Source organism: Pseudomonas sp. 57B-090624, from assembly GCF_003234055.1.
Lineage (GTDB): Bacteria > Pseudomonadota > Gammaproteobacteria > Pseudomonadales > Pseudomonadaceae > Metapseudomonas > Metapseudomonas tohonis.
On the sequence record NZ_QKRU01000065.1, the window covers coordinates 25986 to 38929 of the forward strand.

Sequence of the window (12944 nt, forward strand, 5' to 3'; positions counted from 1 at the left end):
GGGCTACGGGCGCGATCGACCTGTGGATAGCCCCATCTCGCACAGCCCGCCCGCTGTCGCCATAATCAGGCGATGAAAAATCGAATCCTGCTGAACTGCGACATGGGTGAAAGCTTCGGCGCCTGGGCCATGGGCGACGACGAGCACGCCATGCCCCTGGTGGACCAGGCCAACCTGGCCTGCGGTTTCCACGCCTCCGATCCCATGACCATGCTGCGCACCGTCGAGCTGGCCGTGGACCACGACGTGACCATCGGCGCCCACCCGGCCTACCCGGACCTGGTCGGCTTCGGCCGTCGGCGCATGGAGCTGCCGCCCGACGAGGTGCGTGCCCTGGTGCTCTACCAGATCGGCGCGCTGGATGCGTTCTGTCGCGCGTCCGGCACCCAGGTCGCCTATGTAAAGCCCCACGGCGCGCTGTACAACGACCTGGTGCGCAACGACGCCCTGCTGGAGGCGGTGCTCGACGCCTGCGCCAGCTACCGCAAGGGCCTGCCGCTGATGGTGCTGGCCCTGGCCGACAACCGTCGCGAGCTGCGGCTGGCCGATGCCGCCGACGTGCCGCTGATGTTCGAAGCCTTCGCCGATCGCGCCTACCTGTCCGATGGCCAGTTGGCGCCGCGCCGGCTGGAGGGTGCCGTGCACCATGACCCCGAGCGCATCATCGCCCAGGCGGTGGCCATCGCCCGGGGCGAGGCGTTCGTCGATATCGACGGCAAGCCCCTGCAACTGGTGGCCGACAGCCTCTGCGTGCACGGCGACAACCCCGGATCCCTGGCGGTGCTGCGACGCCTGCGAGCCCATCTGGACGCCTTGTGATCCGCATCGAGCCGGTCGGCGCCGAGGCGCTGCTGCTGGTGCTGGCCGACGAGCCGGATGCGCGCCTGCCGCTTCGTATCGCGCAGCTCGCCGACTCCATCCACCAGCGCCTGGGTTGCCAGCTCCGCGACCTGGTGCCGGGCTGGACCACCTTGCTGCTGCACTACGACCTGCTGCGCACCGATCCCACGCAGCTGGCCGCCGACCTGGAGCCGCTGCTGCAGCAGTGGCAGCGGACGACGGTGCCCGAGCAGGCAGGGCGCGTGCACGAAATGCCCGTCTGGTATGGCGGCGAGGACCTGGCCTGGGTGGCGCAGGCCTGCGGGCTGGACCCGGCCGAGGTGATCGAGCTGCACAGCGCCACCCTCTACCGGGTCGGTGCCATCGGTTTCGCGCCGGGGTTCGCCTACCTGGGCGAGGTCGATAGGCGCCTTGCCCTGCCGCGTCGCAGCAGTCCGCGCACGCGGGTGCCGGCGGGCAGCCTGGCCATCGCCGAGCGGCAGACGGCGATTTATCCACAGGCCTCACCGGGTGGCTGGCACCTGCTGGGCCTGTGCCCCCGACCGCTGTTCGATCCGGTGAGCGAGCCCCCGTGCCCGCTCGCACTGGGGGACTGCGTGCGCTTCGTGCCCATCGACGAACCCACCTATCGCCGCGAGCGGGGCGAGCCATGAACGGCCTGCGCCTGCTGAAGGCCGGGCCGCTGAGCCTGCTGCAGGACAGCGGCCGTCAGGGCTGGCAACACCTGGGTGTGTCGCCGGCCGGGCCCATGGATCGTCATGCCGCTGCCTGGGCCAACCGCCTGCTGGGCAATGCGCCGGGCCGCCCCCTGGTCGAGATCGCCCTGGGCGGCGTCGAGCTGGAGAGCCTCGGCGACACCTGGGTGGCACTGTGCGGCGCGGACCTGCCCATCACCCTGGATGGCGAGGCACGGCCCAACTGGTCACGCTTCGCGCTGCGCGCCGGGCAGCGGTTGACGCTGGGGTTCGCCCGCAGCGGCCAGCGGGCCTACCTCGCCATCGCCGGTGGCTTCCGTGTCGAGCCGGTGCTGGGCAGCGTCGCCTGCCAGGTGCGCGAAGGCCTCGGCGGGCTGGGCGGCCGGGGCGCGAGGCTGGCCGACGGCGACCTGCTGCCGGGCGGGGGCGGTCACTTCGAGCGTGGCGCCAGCGTGCCCTGGCCCTGGCAGCCGGACTACCGCGCCGAGCGGCCGCTGCGGGTGATGCTCGGCGGCGATGCCGGGCAGTTCGCCAACGACCAGTTGCAGGCCTTCTTCGAGCGGCCCTGGCAGCTCAGCCCGCAATCGGATCGCATGGGTGCGCGCCTGCAGGGCGAGGCGATCCGTGCGCCGCAGCGGCAATGGTCCCTGGGCGTGGTGCGCGGCACCGTGCAGGTCCCGCCGGATGGCCAGCCGATCATCCTCCAGGCCGACCAACAGACCATGGGCGGCTACCCCATCCTCGGCTGGCTGCACCCCCGGGACTGCGACCGCCTGGCCCAGTGCGCGGCGCACCAGAGGCTGCGTTTCCAGGCTGTGGATATCTCGGCGGTACAGGCCGAGGTGCGTGCGTTCCGCCGCTTCTTCGGCGCCGGTTCGTAGGGCGTCGGGTTGCACCCGACCTACAAGAGCCGTTTCGTTCCGCAGCCCGTGCTTCAGCACGGGAAGGGAGCCGCCGGTGTATCACCTCGGCAGGTGGTTGAGGGGCAATGGGCCCGGTGCCTTCACCGTCTGGATGGCGAAGTTGCTGCGGATGTCGCTGACGCCGGGCAGCTTGATCAGGTGGTTGGTGAGGAAGAGTTCGTAGGCGCGCAGGTCCGGCACCACCACTTGCAGCAGGAAATCCGCCTCGCCGGACACCAGGTGCACCGAGATCACTTCCGGCAGCAGCACCACCGCCTCGCGGAAGGCGTCGGCGCGGTCGGGGCTGTGGCGCTCGACCTTGATGCCGACGAACACCGTCAGGCCCAGCCCCACTTCGTAGCGATCCAGGTCGGCCTGGTACCCGCGTATCACCCCGGCTTCCTCCAGCAGGCGCACCCGGCGCAGGCAGGGAGAGGGCGACAGGCCGATCTCCTCGGCCAATTGCACGTTGCTCAGGCGGCCATCGCGCTGGAGAGCGGCGAGGATCTTGTGGTCGAAGGCGTCCAGTTTGAGATTTGGCATAAGTGGATGGTCATACTGTGGATAAGTGTTTGTTCGTGCTAAACAGTATCCTCTTCGTGGCGGAATACGCAAGCACCTGCCCTGGCCTTCGGGCATAGAATTTTCCTCTCACAGACGTGGAGGAGAAGGTGATGGCGGACATCGGCGTATTCCTGATGGCCCTGGCAGTGGCCTACCTGCTGCCGGGGCCGGACATGATCCTGCTGCTGCAGACCGGTGCCCGCCAGGGCCGCGCCCTGGCGCTGGCCACGACGCTGGGGCTGGCAGTGGCGCGCGCCTGCCATGTGGCGCTGGCGGGTCTGGGCCTGGCGGTGCTGTTCCGCACCGCGCCTTGGACCTTCGACCTGGTGCGTCTCGCTGGTGCGGCCTACCTGCTGTGGATCGGCGTGCGCATCCTGCAGACGCCGGCTTCGGACCTGGTGGCGGGCCCCGGAGGAGAAGGTGTTCCCCTGGGCGGTGCCTGGTGGCCGGCGATCCGCCGTGGGCTGTTGACCAACCTGCTCAACCCCAAGGCGCTGCTGTTCTGCTCGGTGCTGTTGCCGCAATTCGTCGACCCGGCGGCGGGGCCGCTGTTCGCCCAGTTCACCCTGCTGGGTGCGGTGCTGGTGGGCGTGGGCCTGGCCTTCGATGCCTGCTATGCGCTGGCCGGTGCCGGCATCGGGCGCTGGCTGGGCAGGCGACCGCTGGCCCAGCGCATCCAGCAATGGCTGTTCGGTGGTGTGCTGGTGGGCTTCGGGGTCAGGCTGGCGCTGTTGCGGGAGATGTAGGGCGGGTGAAACCCGCGTGACAGGGGATGTATGTGTCGGGTTTCACCCGACCTACGGGCATCGCGAATGAATTCGCTCCTACAGAGCGGTCATCACGGGCCAGCGAACCCCATCGTGGCGATGGGGTTCGTGGGGCGGGGTTACGGGGCGATGGTTTCGGCGTGGTGGCAGGCCACCTGGCGGGCGTCCAGCGGGCGCAGCTCGGGGACTTCCACCTTGCAGCGTTCGGTGGCGTAGGGGCAGCGCTTGTGGAAGGCGCAGCCGCTGGGCGGGTCGAGGGGGTTGGGCAGTTCGCCGACGATCTTGATCTTCGGCTTGGCCGGGTCCGGGTGGATGGTCGGCGTGGCCGAGAGCAGCGCCTGGGTGTAGGGGTGCAGCGGGCGGCTGTAGATCAGTTCCGCCGGGCCGATCTCCGCCGGGCGGCCGAGGTACATCACCAGCACGTCGTCGGCCACGTGCTGCACCACGGAGAGGTTGTGGGAGATGAACACGTAGCCGGTGTTGAAGCGTTCCTGCAGGTCCATGAACAGGTTGAGCACCTGGGCCTGGATGGAGACGTCCAGCGCCGAAGTGGGTTCGTCCGCCACCAGCACCTTGGGGTTGAGCATCATGGCGCGGGCCAGGGCGATGCGCTGGCGCTGGCCGCCGGAGAACATGTGCGGGTAGCGCTGGTAGTGCTCGGGACGCAGGCCCACCTGCTGCATCATCGCCTGCACCTGCTCGCGGCGTTCGGCGCGGGACAGCTGGGTGTTGATCAGCAGCGGCTCGGCCAACTGGTCGCCGATCTTCTGCCGTGGGTTGAGGGATGCGTAGGGGTTCTGGAACACCATCTGCACGTCGCGGCGCATCTGCTTGCGCTGGGCGCCGTTGGCGCGGGTGACTTCCTGCCCGGCGATCTGCAGCGAGCCGGAGCTGGGGATCTCGATCAGGGTCAGGGCGCGGGCCAGGGTGGACTTGCCGCAGCCGGATTCGCCGACCACGGCGAGGGTCTTGCCGGCCTGCAGTTCGAAGGACACGCCATTGAGGGCGCGCACCGTGGCCGTGCCTTTGAACAGGCCACGGGAGATGTCGTAGTGACGGGTCAGGTCACGGGCGGTCAGTACGGCACTCATCAGGCCACCTCGCCGAGATTAAGGGGGAAGAAGCAGCGCACCGCGCCGTGGTCGTGCGGGTCCAGGCCGGGGCGGCGTTCGCGGCAGCTGGCCTGGGCGTAGGGGCAGCGTGGCGACAGCAGGCAGCCATGGGGCCGGTCGTAGCGGCCGGGGACGATACCGGGCAGGGTGGCCAGGCGGCGCTGGCCCTGGCTGTGTTCGGGAATCGCCTTGAGCAGCGCTTCGGTGTAGGGGTGGGTGGGCGCGTCGAACAGGCGCGGCACCTCGCCTATCTCCACGGCCTGGCCGGCGTACATCACGCAGACGCGGTCGGCGGTCTCGGCGACCACGGCCAGGTCGTGGGTGATCAGCACCAGGGCCATGCCGTGGTCGCGCTGCAGGTCCAGCAGCAGGTCCATGATCTGCGCCTGGATGGTGACGTCGAGGGCGGTGGTGGGCTCGTCGGCGATCAGCAGCTTGGGTTCGGCGGCGATGGCCATGGCGATCGCCACGCGCTGGCTCATGCCCCCGGAGAGCTGGTGCGGGTAGGCGTCGAGGCGGCTGGCGGCGCCGGGGATCTCCACCCGTTCGAGCAGTTCGAGCGCGCGCTGGCGGGCGGCCCGGCCCTTGAGGCCGAGGTGCTGGTGCAGCACTTCCTCGATCTGGAAGCCTACGGTGTAGCTGGGGTTGAGGGCGGTCATGGGGTCCTGGAAGACCATGGCCAGGTCCTTGCCGACGATGTGCCGGCGCTGCTTGCCCTTCAGGCGCAGCATGTCGGTGCCGTCGAACTGCATGCTGTCGGCGGTGACCTTGCCGGGGGCGTCGATCAGGCCCATCAGCGCCATCATGGTCACCGACTTGCCGGAGCCGGACTCGCCGACGATGGCCAGCACCTCGCCCTTGTTCACGGAAAGGTCGAGGCCGTCGACCACCGGTACCGCATTGGCGTCGCCGAAGCGCACGCCGAGGTTCTTGATATCCAGAAGGCTCATGGTGGGCTCCTCAGACGGCATTCTTGAGTTTCGGGTCCAGCGCGTCGCGCAGGCCGTCGCCCATCAGGTTGATCGCCAGCACGCTGAGCAGGATGGTCAGGCCGGGCAGCGAGACCACCCACCAGGCGCGCTCGATGTAGTCGCGGGCGGAGGCCAGCATGGTTCCCCACTCCGGGGTCGGCGGTTGCACGCCGAGGCCGAGGAAGCCGAGGGCCGCGGCATCGAGGATGGCGGAGGAGAAGCTCAGGGTCGCCTGGACGATCAGCGGCGCCATGCAGTTGGGCAGCACGGTGATGAACATCAGGCGGAAGATGCCGGCACCGGCCAGGCGCGAGGCGGTGACGTAGTCGCGGTTGCGCTCGACCATCACCGCGGCGCGGGTCAGGCGCACGTAGGAGGGCAGCGAGACGATGGCGATGGCGATCACGGTGTTGATCAGCCCTGGGCCGAGGATGGCGACGATGGCCACCGCCAGCAGCAGCGAGGGCAGGGCCAGCATGATGTCCATCAGGCGCATGATCAGCATGCCCAGCAGCGGGGCGAAGCCGGCGATCAGGCCCAGCAGGATACCGGGCAGCAGCGACATCACCACCGAGGCGAGGCCGATGAGCAGCGACAGGCGCGCGCCGTGGATCAGCCGCGAGAGCAGGTCGCGGCCCAGTTCGTCGGTGCCGAGCACGAACTGCCACTGGCCGCCTTCGAGCCAGGCCGGCGGGGTGAGCAGGGCGTCGCGGAACTGCTCGCTGGGGTCGTAGGGCGCGATCCAGGGCGCGAACAGCGCGCAGATCACGATGAGGATCATGAAGGCAAGACCGCCGACGGCGCCCTTGTTGTGGGAGAAGGCCCGCCAGAATTCCTTCATCGGCGAGGGGTAGAGGATGGCCGGTTCGACCGTGTTCTGAGCGATGGTCATGTCGGGTCCTCAGCGCTGGTGGCGGATGCGTGGGTTGGCGAAGCCGTAGAGCACGTCCACGACGAAGTTCACCAGGATCACCAGGCAGGCGATCAGCAGGATGCCGTTCTGCACCACCGGGTAGTCGCGGGCGCCGATCGACTCGATCAGCCATTTGCCGATACCCGGCCAGGAGAAGATGGTTTCGGTGAGCACGGCACCGGCCAGCAGCGTGCCGACCTGCAGGCCGAACACCGTGAGCACCGGGATCAGCGCGTTGCGCAGGCCGTGGACGAAGACCACGCGGGCCGGCGACAGGCCCTTGGCGCGGGCGGTGCGCACGTAGTCCTCGCGCAGCACCTCGAGCATGGCCGAGCGGGTCATGCGGGCGATCACCGCCAGCGGGATGGTGCCCAGCACGATGGCCGGCAGGATCAGGTGGCGCAGGGCGTCGAGGAAGGCGCCTTCCTCATCGGAAAGCAAGGTGTCGATGAGCATGAAGCCGGTGACCGGCTCGATGTCGTAGAGCAGGTCGATGCGCCCGGAGACCGGTGTCCAGCCGAGCCAGACGGAGAAGAACATGATCAGCAGCAGGCCCCACCAGAAGATCGGCATGGAGTAGCCCGCCAGCGAGATGCCCATCACCCCGTGGTCGAACAGCGAGCCGCGCTTGAGCGCCGCGATCACCCCGGCCAGCAGGCCCAGGGTGCCGGCGAACAGCAGGGCGGCCAGGGCCAGTTCCAGGGTCGCGGGGAACAGCGTGAGGAACTCGTGCCAGACGCTTTCGCGGGTGCGCAGGGATTCGCCCAGGTCGCCCTTGGCGAGCTTGCCGATGTAGTCGAAGTACTGCTCGCGCAGGGGCTTGTCGAGGCCGAGGCGGGTCATCGCCTGGGCATGCATTTCGGGGTCGACCCGGCGTTCGCCCATCATCACTTCGACCGGGTCGCCGGGTATCAGGCGGATCAGCGCGAAGGTGAGCAGGGTGATGCCGAAGAAGGTGGGGATCAGAAGCCCCAGTCGGCGGGCGATGAAACTGAGCATCTCGGGGGTTGACTCCTCAGGTATCACGCCCGCTTCCGTGGGTAACGGTGGGCGGGCGCTGTTCTTGTTGTCGGGCGTCTCGCGGCGATGGGTTGGACCGCCGCGGGGCCGCCGTTACTTCACCCGGGTGGTGGCGAAGTTGTTGTTGGACAGAGGGCTGATCACATAGCCCTCGATGTTGCTCCGGCGCACATTGAACAGCTTAGGGTGTGCCAGGGGAATCCATGGGGATTCACGGTGGAAAACCTCCAGGGCCTGTTCATAGAGCTTCGCCCGTTCCGCCGGCTCGCTGATGGTGCGGGCCTTCTGCATCAGCGTTTCGAACGCCTGGTCGCACCAGCGCGCCTGGTTTTCCCCGGACTCGGCCGCCGCGCACGACAGGTTGGGGCTGAGGAAGTTGTCCGGGTCGCCGTTGTCGCCGGCCCAGCCCAGCAGCACCATGTCGTGCTCGCCGCCCTTGGAGCGCTTGAGCAGCTCGCCCCATTCCAGCGAACGGATGGTCATCTGGATGCCGGCCTTGGCCAGATCCGCTTGCATCATCTGTGCCGCCAGCGCGGGGTTGGGGATGGTAGGCGAGGTGCCGTTGCGGATGAAGAGGGTGATCTTCAGGTCCTTCACCCCGGCCTCGGCGAGCAGCGCGCGGGCCTTCTCCGGGTCGTGCGGCCAATCCTCGATCGCATGGTTGTAGCCCAGCAGGGTCGGCGGGAAGGGGTTGACCGCCACGCTGGCGTTACCCTCGCCGAACACCGCGCGGATCATCGCCTGCTTGTCGATGGCGAGGTTGATGGCCTGGCGCACTCGGGTGTCGTCCAGCGGCTTGTGCTGGGTGTTGATGGCCACGTAGGTGGTCAGCAGGGCGTCGATCTCGTCCACCGCCAGGCGGCTGTCCGTGCGCACGCCGGCGACGTCCTCGGGTTTCGGGTAGAGCGCCACCTGGCACTCGCCGGCCCGCGCCTTCTGCAAGCGCACGTTGGGGTCGAGGGTGATGGCGAACACCAGGTTGTCGATCTCGGGCTTGCCGCGGAAGTAGTCCGGGTTGGCCTTGTAGCGCACCTGGGCGTCCTTGGCGTAGCGGGCGAAGACGAAGGGGCCGGTGCCGACGGGCAACTGGTTGAGCTGGTTGGTCTTGCCGGCGGCCAGCAGCTGGTCGCCGTACTCGGCCGAGTAGATGGAGGCGAAGGGCATGGCCATGTCCGCCAGGAAGGGCGCCTCCGGGTGGGTGAGGGTGAAGCGCACGGTGAGCGCATCGACCTTCTCCACGGACTTGATCAGCTCGCGCATGCCCATGGCGTCGAAGTAGGCGTAGCCGCGCTGCGCCGACTCGTGCCAGGGGTGCTTGGGGTCGAGGGCGCGCTGGAAGGTCCAGACCACGTCGTCGGCGTTGAAGGGGCGGCTGGGGGTGAACCAGTCGGTGGCGTGGAACTTCACGTCCGGGCGCAGGCGGAAGGTGTAGACCAGGCCGTCGTCGCTGATCTCCCAGCTGGTGGCCAGGCCGGGGATCAGCTCGGTGGTGCCGGGCTTGAAGGCCAGCAGGCGGCTGAACACGGTCTCGGCGGTGGCGTCGGCAGTCACCGCGCCGGTGTATTGCACGATGTCGAAGCCCTCGGGCGCGGCTTCGGTGCAGACCACCAGGTTCTGGGCCTGGGCGCTGGCGGCGGCGAGGGCTGCCAGCAGGGGCAGGTAACGTAGCTTCATGTCGAATCCTCCAGGCGCCGGCTCGGGGCCGGCGCCGCATCCATGTCAGAGCAGGTCGAAGGGGAAGGTGCTGACGATACGCAGCTCGTTCACGCTGCCGTCGATCTGCTGCTTGCTCGCCTTGTGGGACATGTAGGTGACCTTGAAGGTGCTGTCCTTGATGGTCCCGCTCTGCACCTTGTAGGCCGCCATCAGGCCGTATTCGCGGTGGTGCTCGTCGTCCATGGCGCGCACTTCCGCGTAGTTGCCGTAGGCGCCGTTGCGGTCACCGTCGTAGTGGGTGCCGTCGATGTCCCAGCCCTTGGCGTACCAGGCGGTGGTGGAGAAACCGGGGATGCCGAAGTAGCTCCAGTCGGTCTCGTAGCGGATCTGCGCGGACTTCTCGTTGGGGCTGTTGTAGTCCGAGAGCAGGGAGTTGGCCAGGTAGATGGCGGCGGTCTCGTGGATGTAGTCGAAGTACTCGTTGCCGTCGACCTGCTGCCAGGCCAGGGTCAGTGCGTGGGCCTGGTGGGCCAGGGTGAAGGCCAGGCTGAAGGTGTCGTTGTCGATGTAGCCGGCCTTGCGGTCGCCGGTGTCGCGGGTGCGGTAGCCGTTGAAGGCGGTGCGCAGGGACAGGGTCTCGCGGTCGCCCAGGTCGTGGGCCACGCTCAGGTAGTACTGGTCCCAGACGTCTTCGAAGCGGCCGGCGTATACGGCGACCTCGAGGTTATCCAGCGGCTTGTAGTTGCCGCCGAGGTAATGCATGTGCTCGCCCGTGACCTCACGGGTGCCGTATTCGGTGGTGAAGGCTTCGTCGCCGGCACCGGTACGCGGGCTGGCGCGGCGGAAGCTGCCGGCCTGCAGGGCGAGGCCATCGAATTCCTCGCTGGTCACCGCGTAGCCGGTGAAGCTGGAGGGCAGGGCGCGGTTGTCGATGTAGCTGAGCACCGGAGTGTCCACCAGGAAGCGGCCGGCCTTGAACTCGGTGTTGGAGGCGCGCAGGCGCACGTTGGCGACGCCGAGCTTGGACCATTCCTCCTGGCCGTGGCCGTTGCTGTCGGCCAGGGTGCGGTTGCCGCCACCGCCGATGCGGCCCTTGCCGCGTTCCAGGTTGATGGCGTTGAAGGCCGCCACGTCCAGGCCGAAGCCGATGGTGCCTTCGGTGTAGCCGGAGCTGTATTTCAGCTGGGTGCCCTGCACCCAGGCGCGGCGGCTGTGGGTGCGCTGCGGGCCGTCATCCTTGGGGATGGTGAAGCCGAAGCCGTCCTTCATCTGCTCGCGGGCGGCGAAGTTGCGGGTGGTCAGGGTCAGGCTCTGGCCTTCGAGGAAGCCGGTGGCGCCGGCCTGGCCCTTCACCGGTTTCTCCACCGACGGGATGTTCTGCACCTGGGCGGCGTAGCTGGGGTTCTCGGGCACCGGCGGGACCTTTTCCTCTTCGGCGGCGAAGAGGTGTGCGCTGGCAGCCATCAGTGCCAATCCCAGGGTTGCTCGTTGGAAGGGGGTGGATTTCATCACGTGTGCTCCTTTTTTGTTATCGCTTCTTCATCGAAACAAGGAACGCTCATGCGGACTGCCGCCGACGCCGGGCAAGCCGGTGCCGACGCGCGCAAGCGCTGCATCCTTGCGAACTCGTTGGGGCAGGTATGAAAGAGGCCTCCTCCGATCTGGCGTCGGATGGAGATGGGGTTCACGGAGTGGCCCGGAACGGGCCGCGAAAGCCGGCGGGCGTGGGGCCCGCCGGGTTCGTCAGGTGCGGCTAGGGCGCATTGGAAACGCCATAGAAGGAGTTGGTGGAGAAGGGGCTGATCTTGAAGCCCTGCACGCTCTTGCTCATGGGCTGGTAGACGGTGGAGTGGGCGATCGGGGTGATCGGCACTTCACGTTGCAGCAACTGCTGGGCCTGCTTGTACAGCTCGGTGCGCTGGGCCTGGTCGGTGACGTTCTTGGCCTGCTTGACCAGCTTGTCGTAGTCCTGGTCGCACCACTTGGAGAAGTTGTTGCCGTTGATCGAGTCGCAGCCGTAGAGGGTGCCGAGCCAGTTGTCCGGGTCACCGTTGTCGCCGGTCCAGCCGATCAGCATGGCGTCGTGCTCGCCGGCGTGGGCGCGCTTGATGTACTCGCCCCATTCGTAGCTGACGATGCGCACCTTGATGCCGACCTTGGCCCAGTCGGCCTGGAGCATCTCGGCCATCAGCCGTGCGTTGGGGTTGTAGGGGCGCTGCACGGGCATGGCCCAGAGGGTGATCTCGGTGCCTTCCTTGACGCCGGCGGCCTTGAGCAGCTCGCGGGCCTTCTCGGGGTTGTACTCGCTGCCCTTGATGGTCTCGTCGTAGGACCACTGGGTGGGCGGCATGGCGTTGACCGCCAGCTGGCCGGCGCCCTGGTAGACGGCGTCGATGATGGCGGGCTTGTTCACTGCCATGTCCAGCGCGCGACGCACCTCGACCTTGTCGAAGGGCGCGTGGGTGACGTTGTAGGCGATGTAGCCGAGGTTGAAGCCGGGGTTCGACGGCACCTGCAGCTTGGCGTTCTGCTTCAGCGACTCGAGGTCGGCGGGGCGCGGGTTGAGGGTGATCTGGCACTCGCCGGCCTTGAGCTTCTGCGCGCGGACGGAGGCGTCGGTATTGATGGAGAAGATCAGGTTGTCGATCTTCACCTCGCCCGGCTGCCAGTAGTCCTTGTTGCCGGCGAAGCGGATCTGCGCGTCCTTCTGGTAGCGCTTGAACACGAAGGGGCCGGTGCCGATGGGCTTCTGGTTCAGCTCGGCGGCCTTGCCGGCCTTGAGCAACTGGTCGGCGTATTCGGCCGAATGCACCACGGCGAAGGGCATCGCCAGGTTCTGGATGAAGGCCGCGTCCACGCTGTTGAGGGTGAAGCGCACGGTGTGCGCGTCGACCTTCTCGACCTTGGCGATGTTCTTGTCCAGGCCCATGTCGGTGAAGTAGGGGAACTCGCTGGGGTACGCCTTACGGAACGGGTGCTCCTTGTCGATCATGCGCTGGAAGGTGAAGAGCACGTCGTCGGCGTCGAACTCGCGGGTGGGCTTGAAGTAGTCGGTGCTGTGGAACTTCACGCCCTGGCGCAGGTGGAAGGTGTAGCTGAGGTTGTCCGGGGAGATGTCCCACTTCTCGGCGAGGGCGGGGACGGCCTGGGTGCTGCCTCGTTCGAACTGCACCAGGCGGTTGAACAGGGTTTCGGATGCCGCGTCGAAGTCGGTGCCGGTGGTGTACTGGCCGGGGTCGAAGCCCGCCGGGCTGCCTTCGGAGCAGAACACCAGGTTGCTGGCGGCGGAAACGAATGGGGAACCGAGAAGCAGGCCTGCGGCGAGCAGGGCCTGGATGGGGGTGTTCTTGCGCATGCAAACCTCAATTTGTTCTTTTTGGGTATTCGGAAAAGGCTGTTGATTCGGTGTTGTAGGTCAGCATCTACATTTCAATTTTAATTTCGTAGATTGCTGTTGACAGCCTGCATTCTTGGCGTTAGAGTTCATGTCAGGTGCTGAACACA

At 67.6% G+C, this 12944-nt stretch carries 12 protein-coding genes; 4 read left to right on the top strand and 8 right to left on the bottom strand.

Going from position 1 to position 12944, the window contains the following annotated elements; genetic code table 11:
• Positions 1 to 72: 72 nt before the first annotated feature.
• From DMX10_RS25020 to DMX10_RS25030, 3 genes are read left to right on the top strand one after another with little or no spacing between them, the layout of a single operon-like run.
• The gene (locus tag DMX10_RS25020) at positions 73 to 819 is read left to right on the top strand and encodes a 5-oxoprolinase subunit PxpA (RefSeq protein ID WP_111263638.1); all 747 of its coding nucleotides are present in this window, start codon (positions 73 to 75) and stop codon (positions 817 to 819) included.
• A complete protein-coding gene (gene pxpB / locus DMX10_RS25025) occupies positions 816 to 1493 on the top strand; it encodes a 5-oxoprolinase subunit PxpB (RefSeq protein WP_111263639.1) in 678 nt (225 codons plus the stop codon). The genes DMX10_RS25020 and pxpB overlap by 4 nt, the downstream gene beginning before the upstream one ends.
• Positions 1490 to 2416: a biotin-dependent carboxyltransferase family protein gene (locus DMX10_RS25030; RefSeq protein WP_111263640.1), complete on the top strand. Its 927-nt coding sequence runs from the start codon at positions 1490 to 1492 to the stop codon at positions 2414 to 2416. The genes pxpB and DMX10_RS25030 overlap by 4 nt, the downstream gene beginning before the upstream one ends.
• An 81-nt stretch (positions 2417 to 2497) precedes the next feature.
• Here DMX10_RS25030 and DMX10_RS25035 read toward each other — a convergent pair whose 3' ends face one another.
• Positions 2498 to 2980: an Lrp/AsnC family transcriptional regulator gene (locus DMX10_RS25035; RefSeq protein ID WP_043244196.1), complete on the bottom strand. Its 483-nt coding sequence runs from the start codon at positions 2978 to 2980 to the stop codon at positions 2498 to 2500.
• 131 nt (positions 2981 to 3111) lie between these two features.
• Between DMX10_RS25035 and DMX10_RS25040 the strand changes: the two genes are divergently transcribed.
• Positions 3112 to 3747, top strand: a complete 636-nt coding sequence (locus tag DMX10_RS25040) for a LysE family translocator (RefSeq protein WP_111263641.1) — start codon at positions 3112 to 3114, stop codon at positions 3745 to 3747.
• A 140-nt stretch (positions 3748 to 3887) separates the two neighbouring features.
• Here the strand turns inward: DMX10_RS25040 and DMX10_RS25045 are convergent, their stop codons facing one another.
• The 7 genes from DMX10_RS25045 to DMX10_RS25075 all read right to left on the bottom strand — a co-directional run bounded on the left by DMX10_RS25045 (position 3888) and on the right by DMX10_RS25075 (position 12795).
• Positions 3888 to 4859: a peptide ABC transporter ATP-binding protein gene (locus DMX10_RS25045; protein WP_111263642.1), complete on the bottom strand. Its 972-nt coding sequence runs from the start codon at positions 4857 to 4859 to the stop codon at positions 3888 to 3890.
• The gene (locus DMX10_RS25050; protein ID WP_043244193.1) at positions 4859 to 5830 is read right to left on the bottom strand and encodes an ABC transporter ATP-binding protein; all 972 of its coding nucleotides are present in this window, start codon (positions 5828 to 5830) and stop codon (positions 4859 to 4861) included. Before DMX10_RS25050 ends, DMX10_RS25045 begins: the two co-directional genes overlap by 1 nt.
• A 10-nt stretch (positions 5831 to 5840) precedes the next feature.
• A complete protein-coding gene (locus DMX10_RS25055) occupies positions 5841 to 6743 on the bottom strand; it encodes an ABC transporter permease subunit (protein WP_043244191.1) in 903 nt (300 codons plus the stop codon).
• A gap of 9 nt (positions 6744 to 6752) precedes the next feature.
• A complete protein-coding gene (locus DMX10_RS25060; protein WP_021217741.1) occupies positions 6753 to 7763 on the bottom strand; it encodes an ABC transporter permease subunit in 1011 nt (336 codons plus the stop codon).
• Positions 7764 to 7877: 114 nt separating this feature from the next.
• Positions 7878 to 9458 carry an ABC transporter substrate-binding protein gene (locus DMX10_RS25065; protein ID WP_111263643.1) on the bottom strand — a complete coding sequence of 527 codons (1581 nt, stop codon included), beginning with the start codon at positions 9456 to 9458 and terminating at the stop codon, positions 7878 to 7880.
• 45 nt (positions 9459 to 9503) lie between these two features.
• The gene (locus tag DMX10_RS25070; protein ID WP_236204751.1) at positions 9504 to 10949 is read right to left on the bottom strand and encodes an OprD family outer membrane porin; all 1446 of its coding nucleotides are present in this window, start codon (positions 10947 to 10949) and stop codon (positions 9504 to 9506) included.
• Between the two features lie 244 nt (positions 10950 to 11193).
• Entirely contained in the window at positions 11194 to 12795 is a 1602-nt protein-coding gene (locus tag DMX10_RS25075) for an ABC transporter substrate-binding protein (protein WP_111263645.1), read from the bottom strand.
• Between the last annotated feature and the right edge of the window lie 149 nt (positions 12796 to 12944).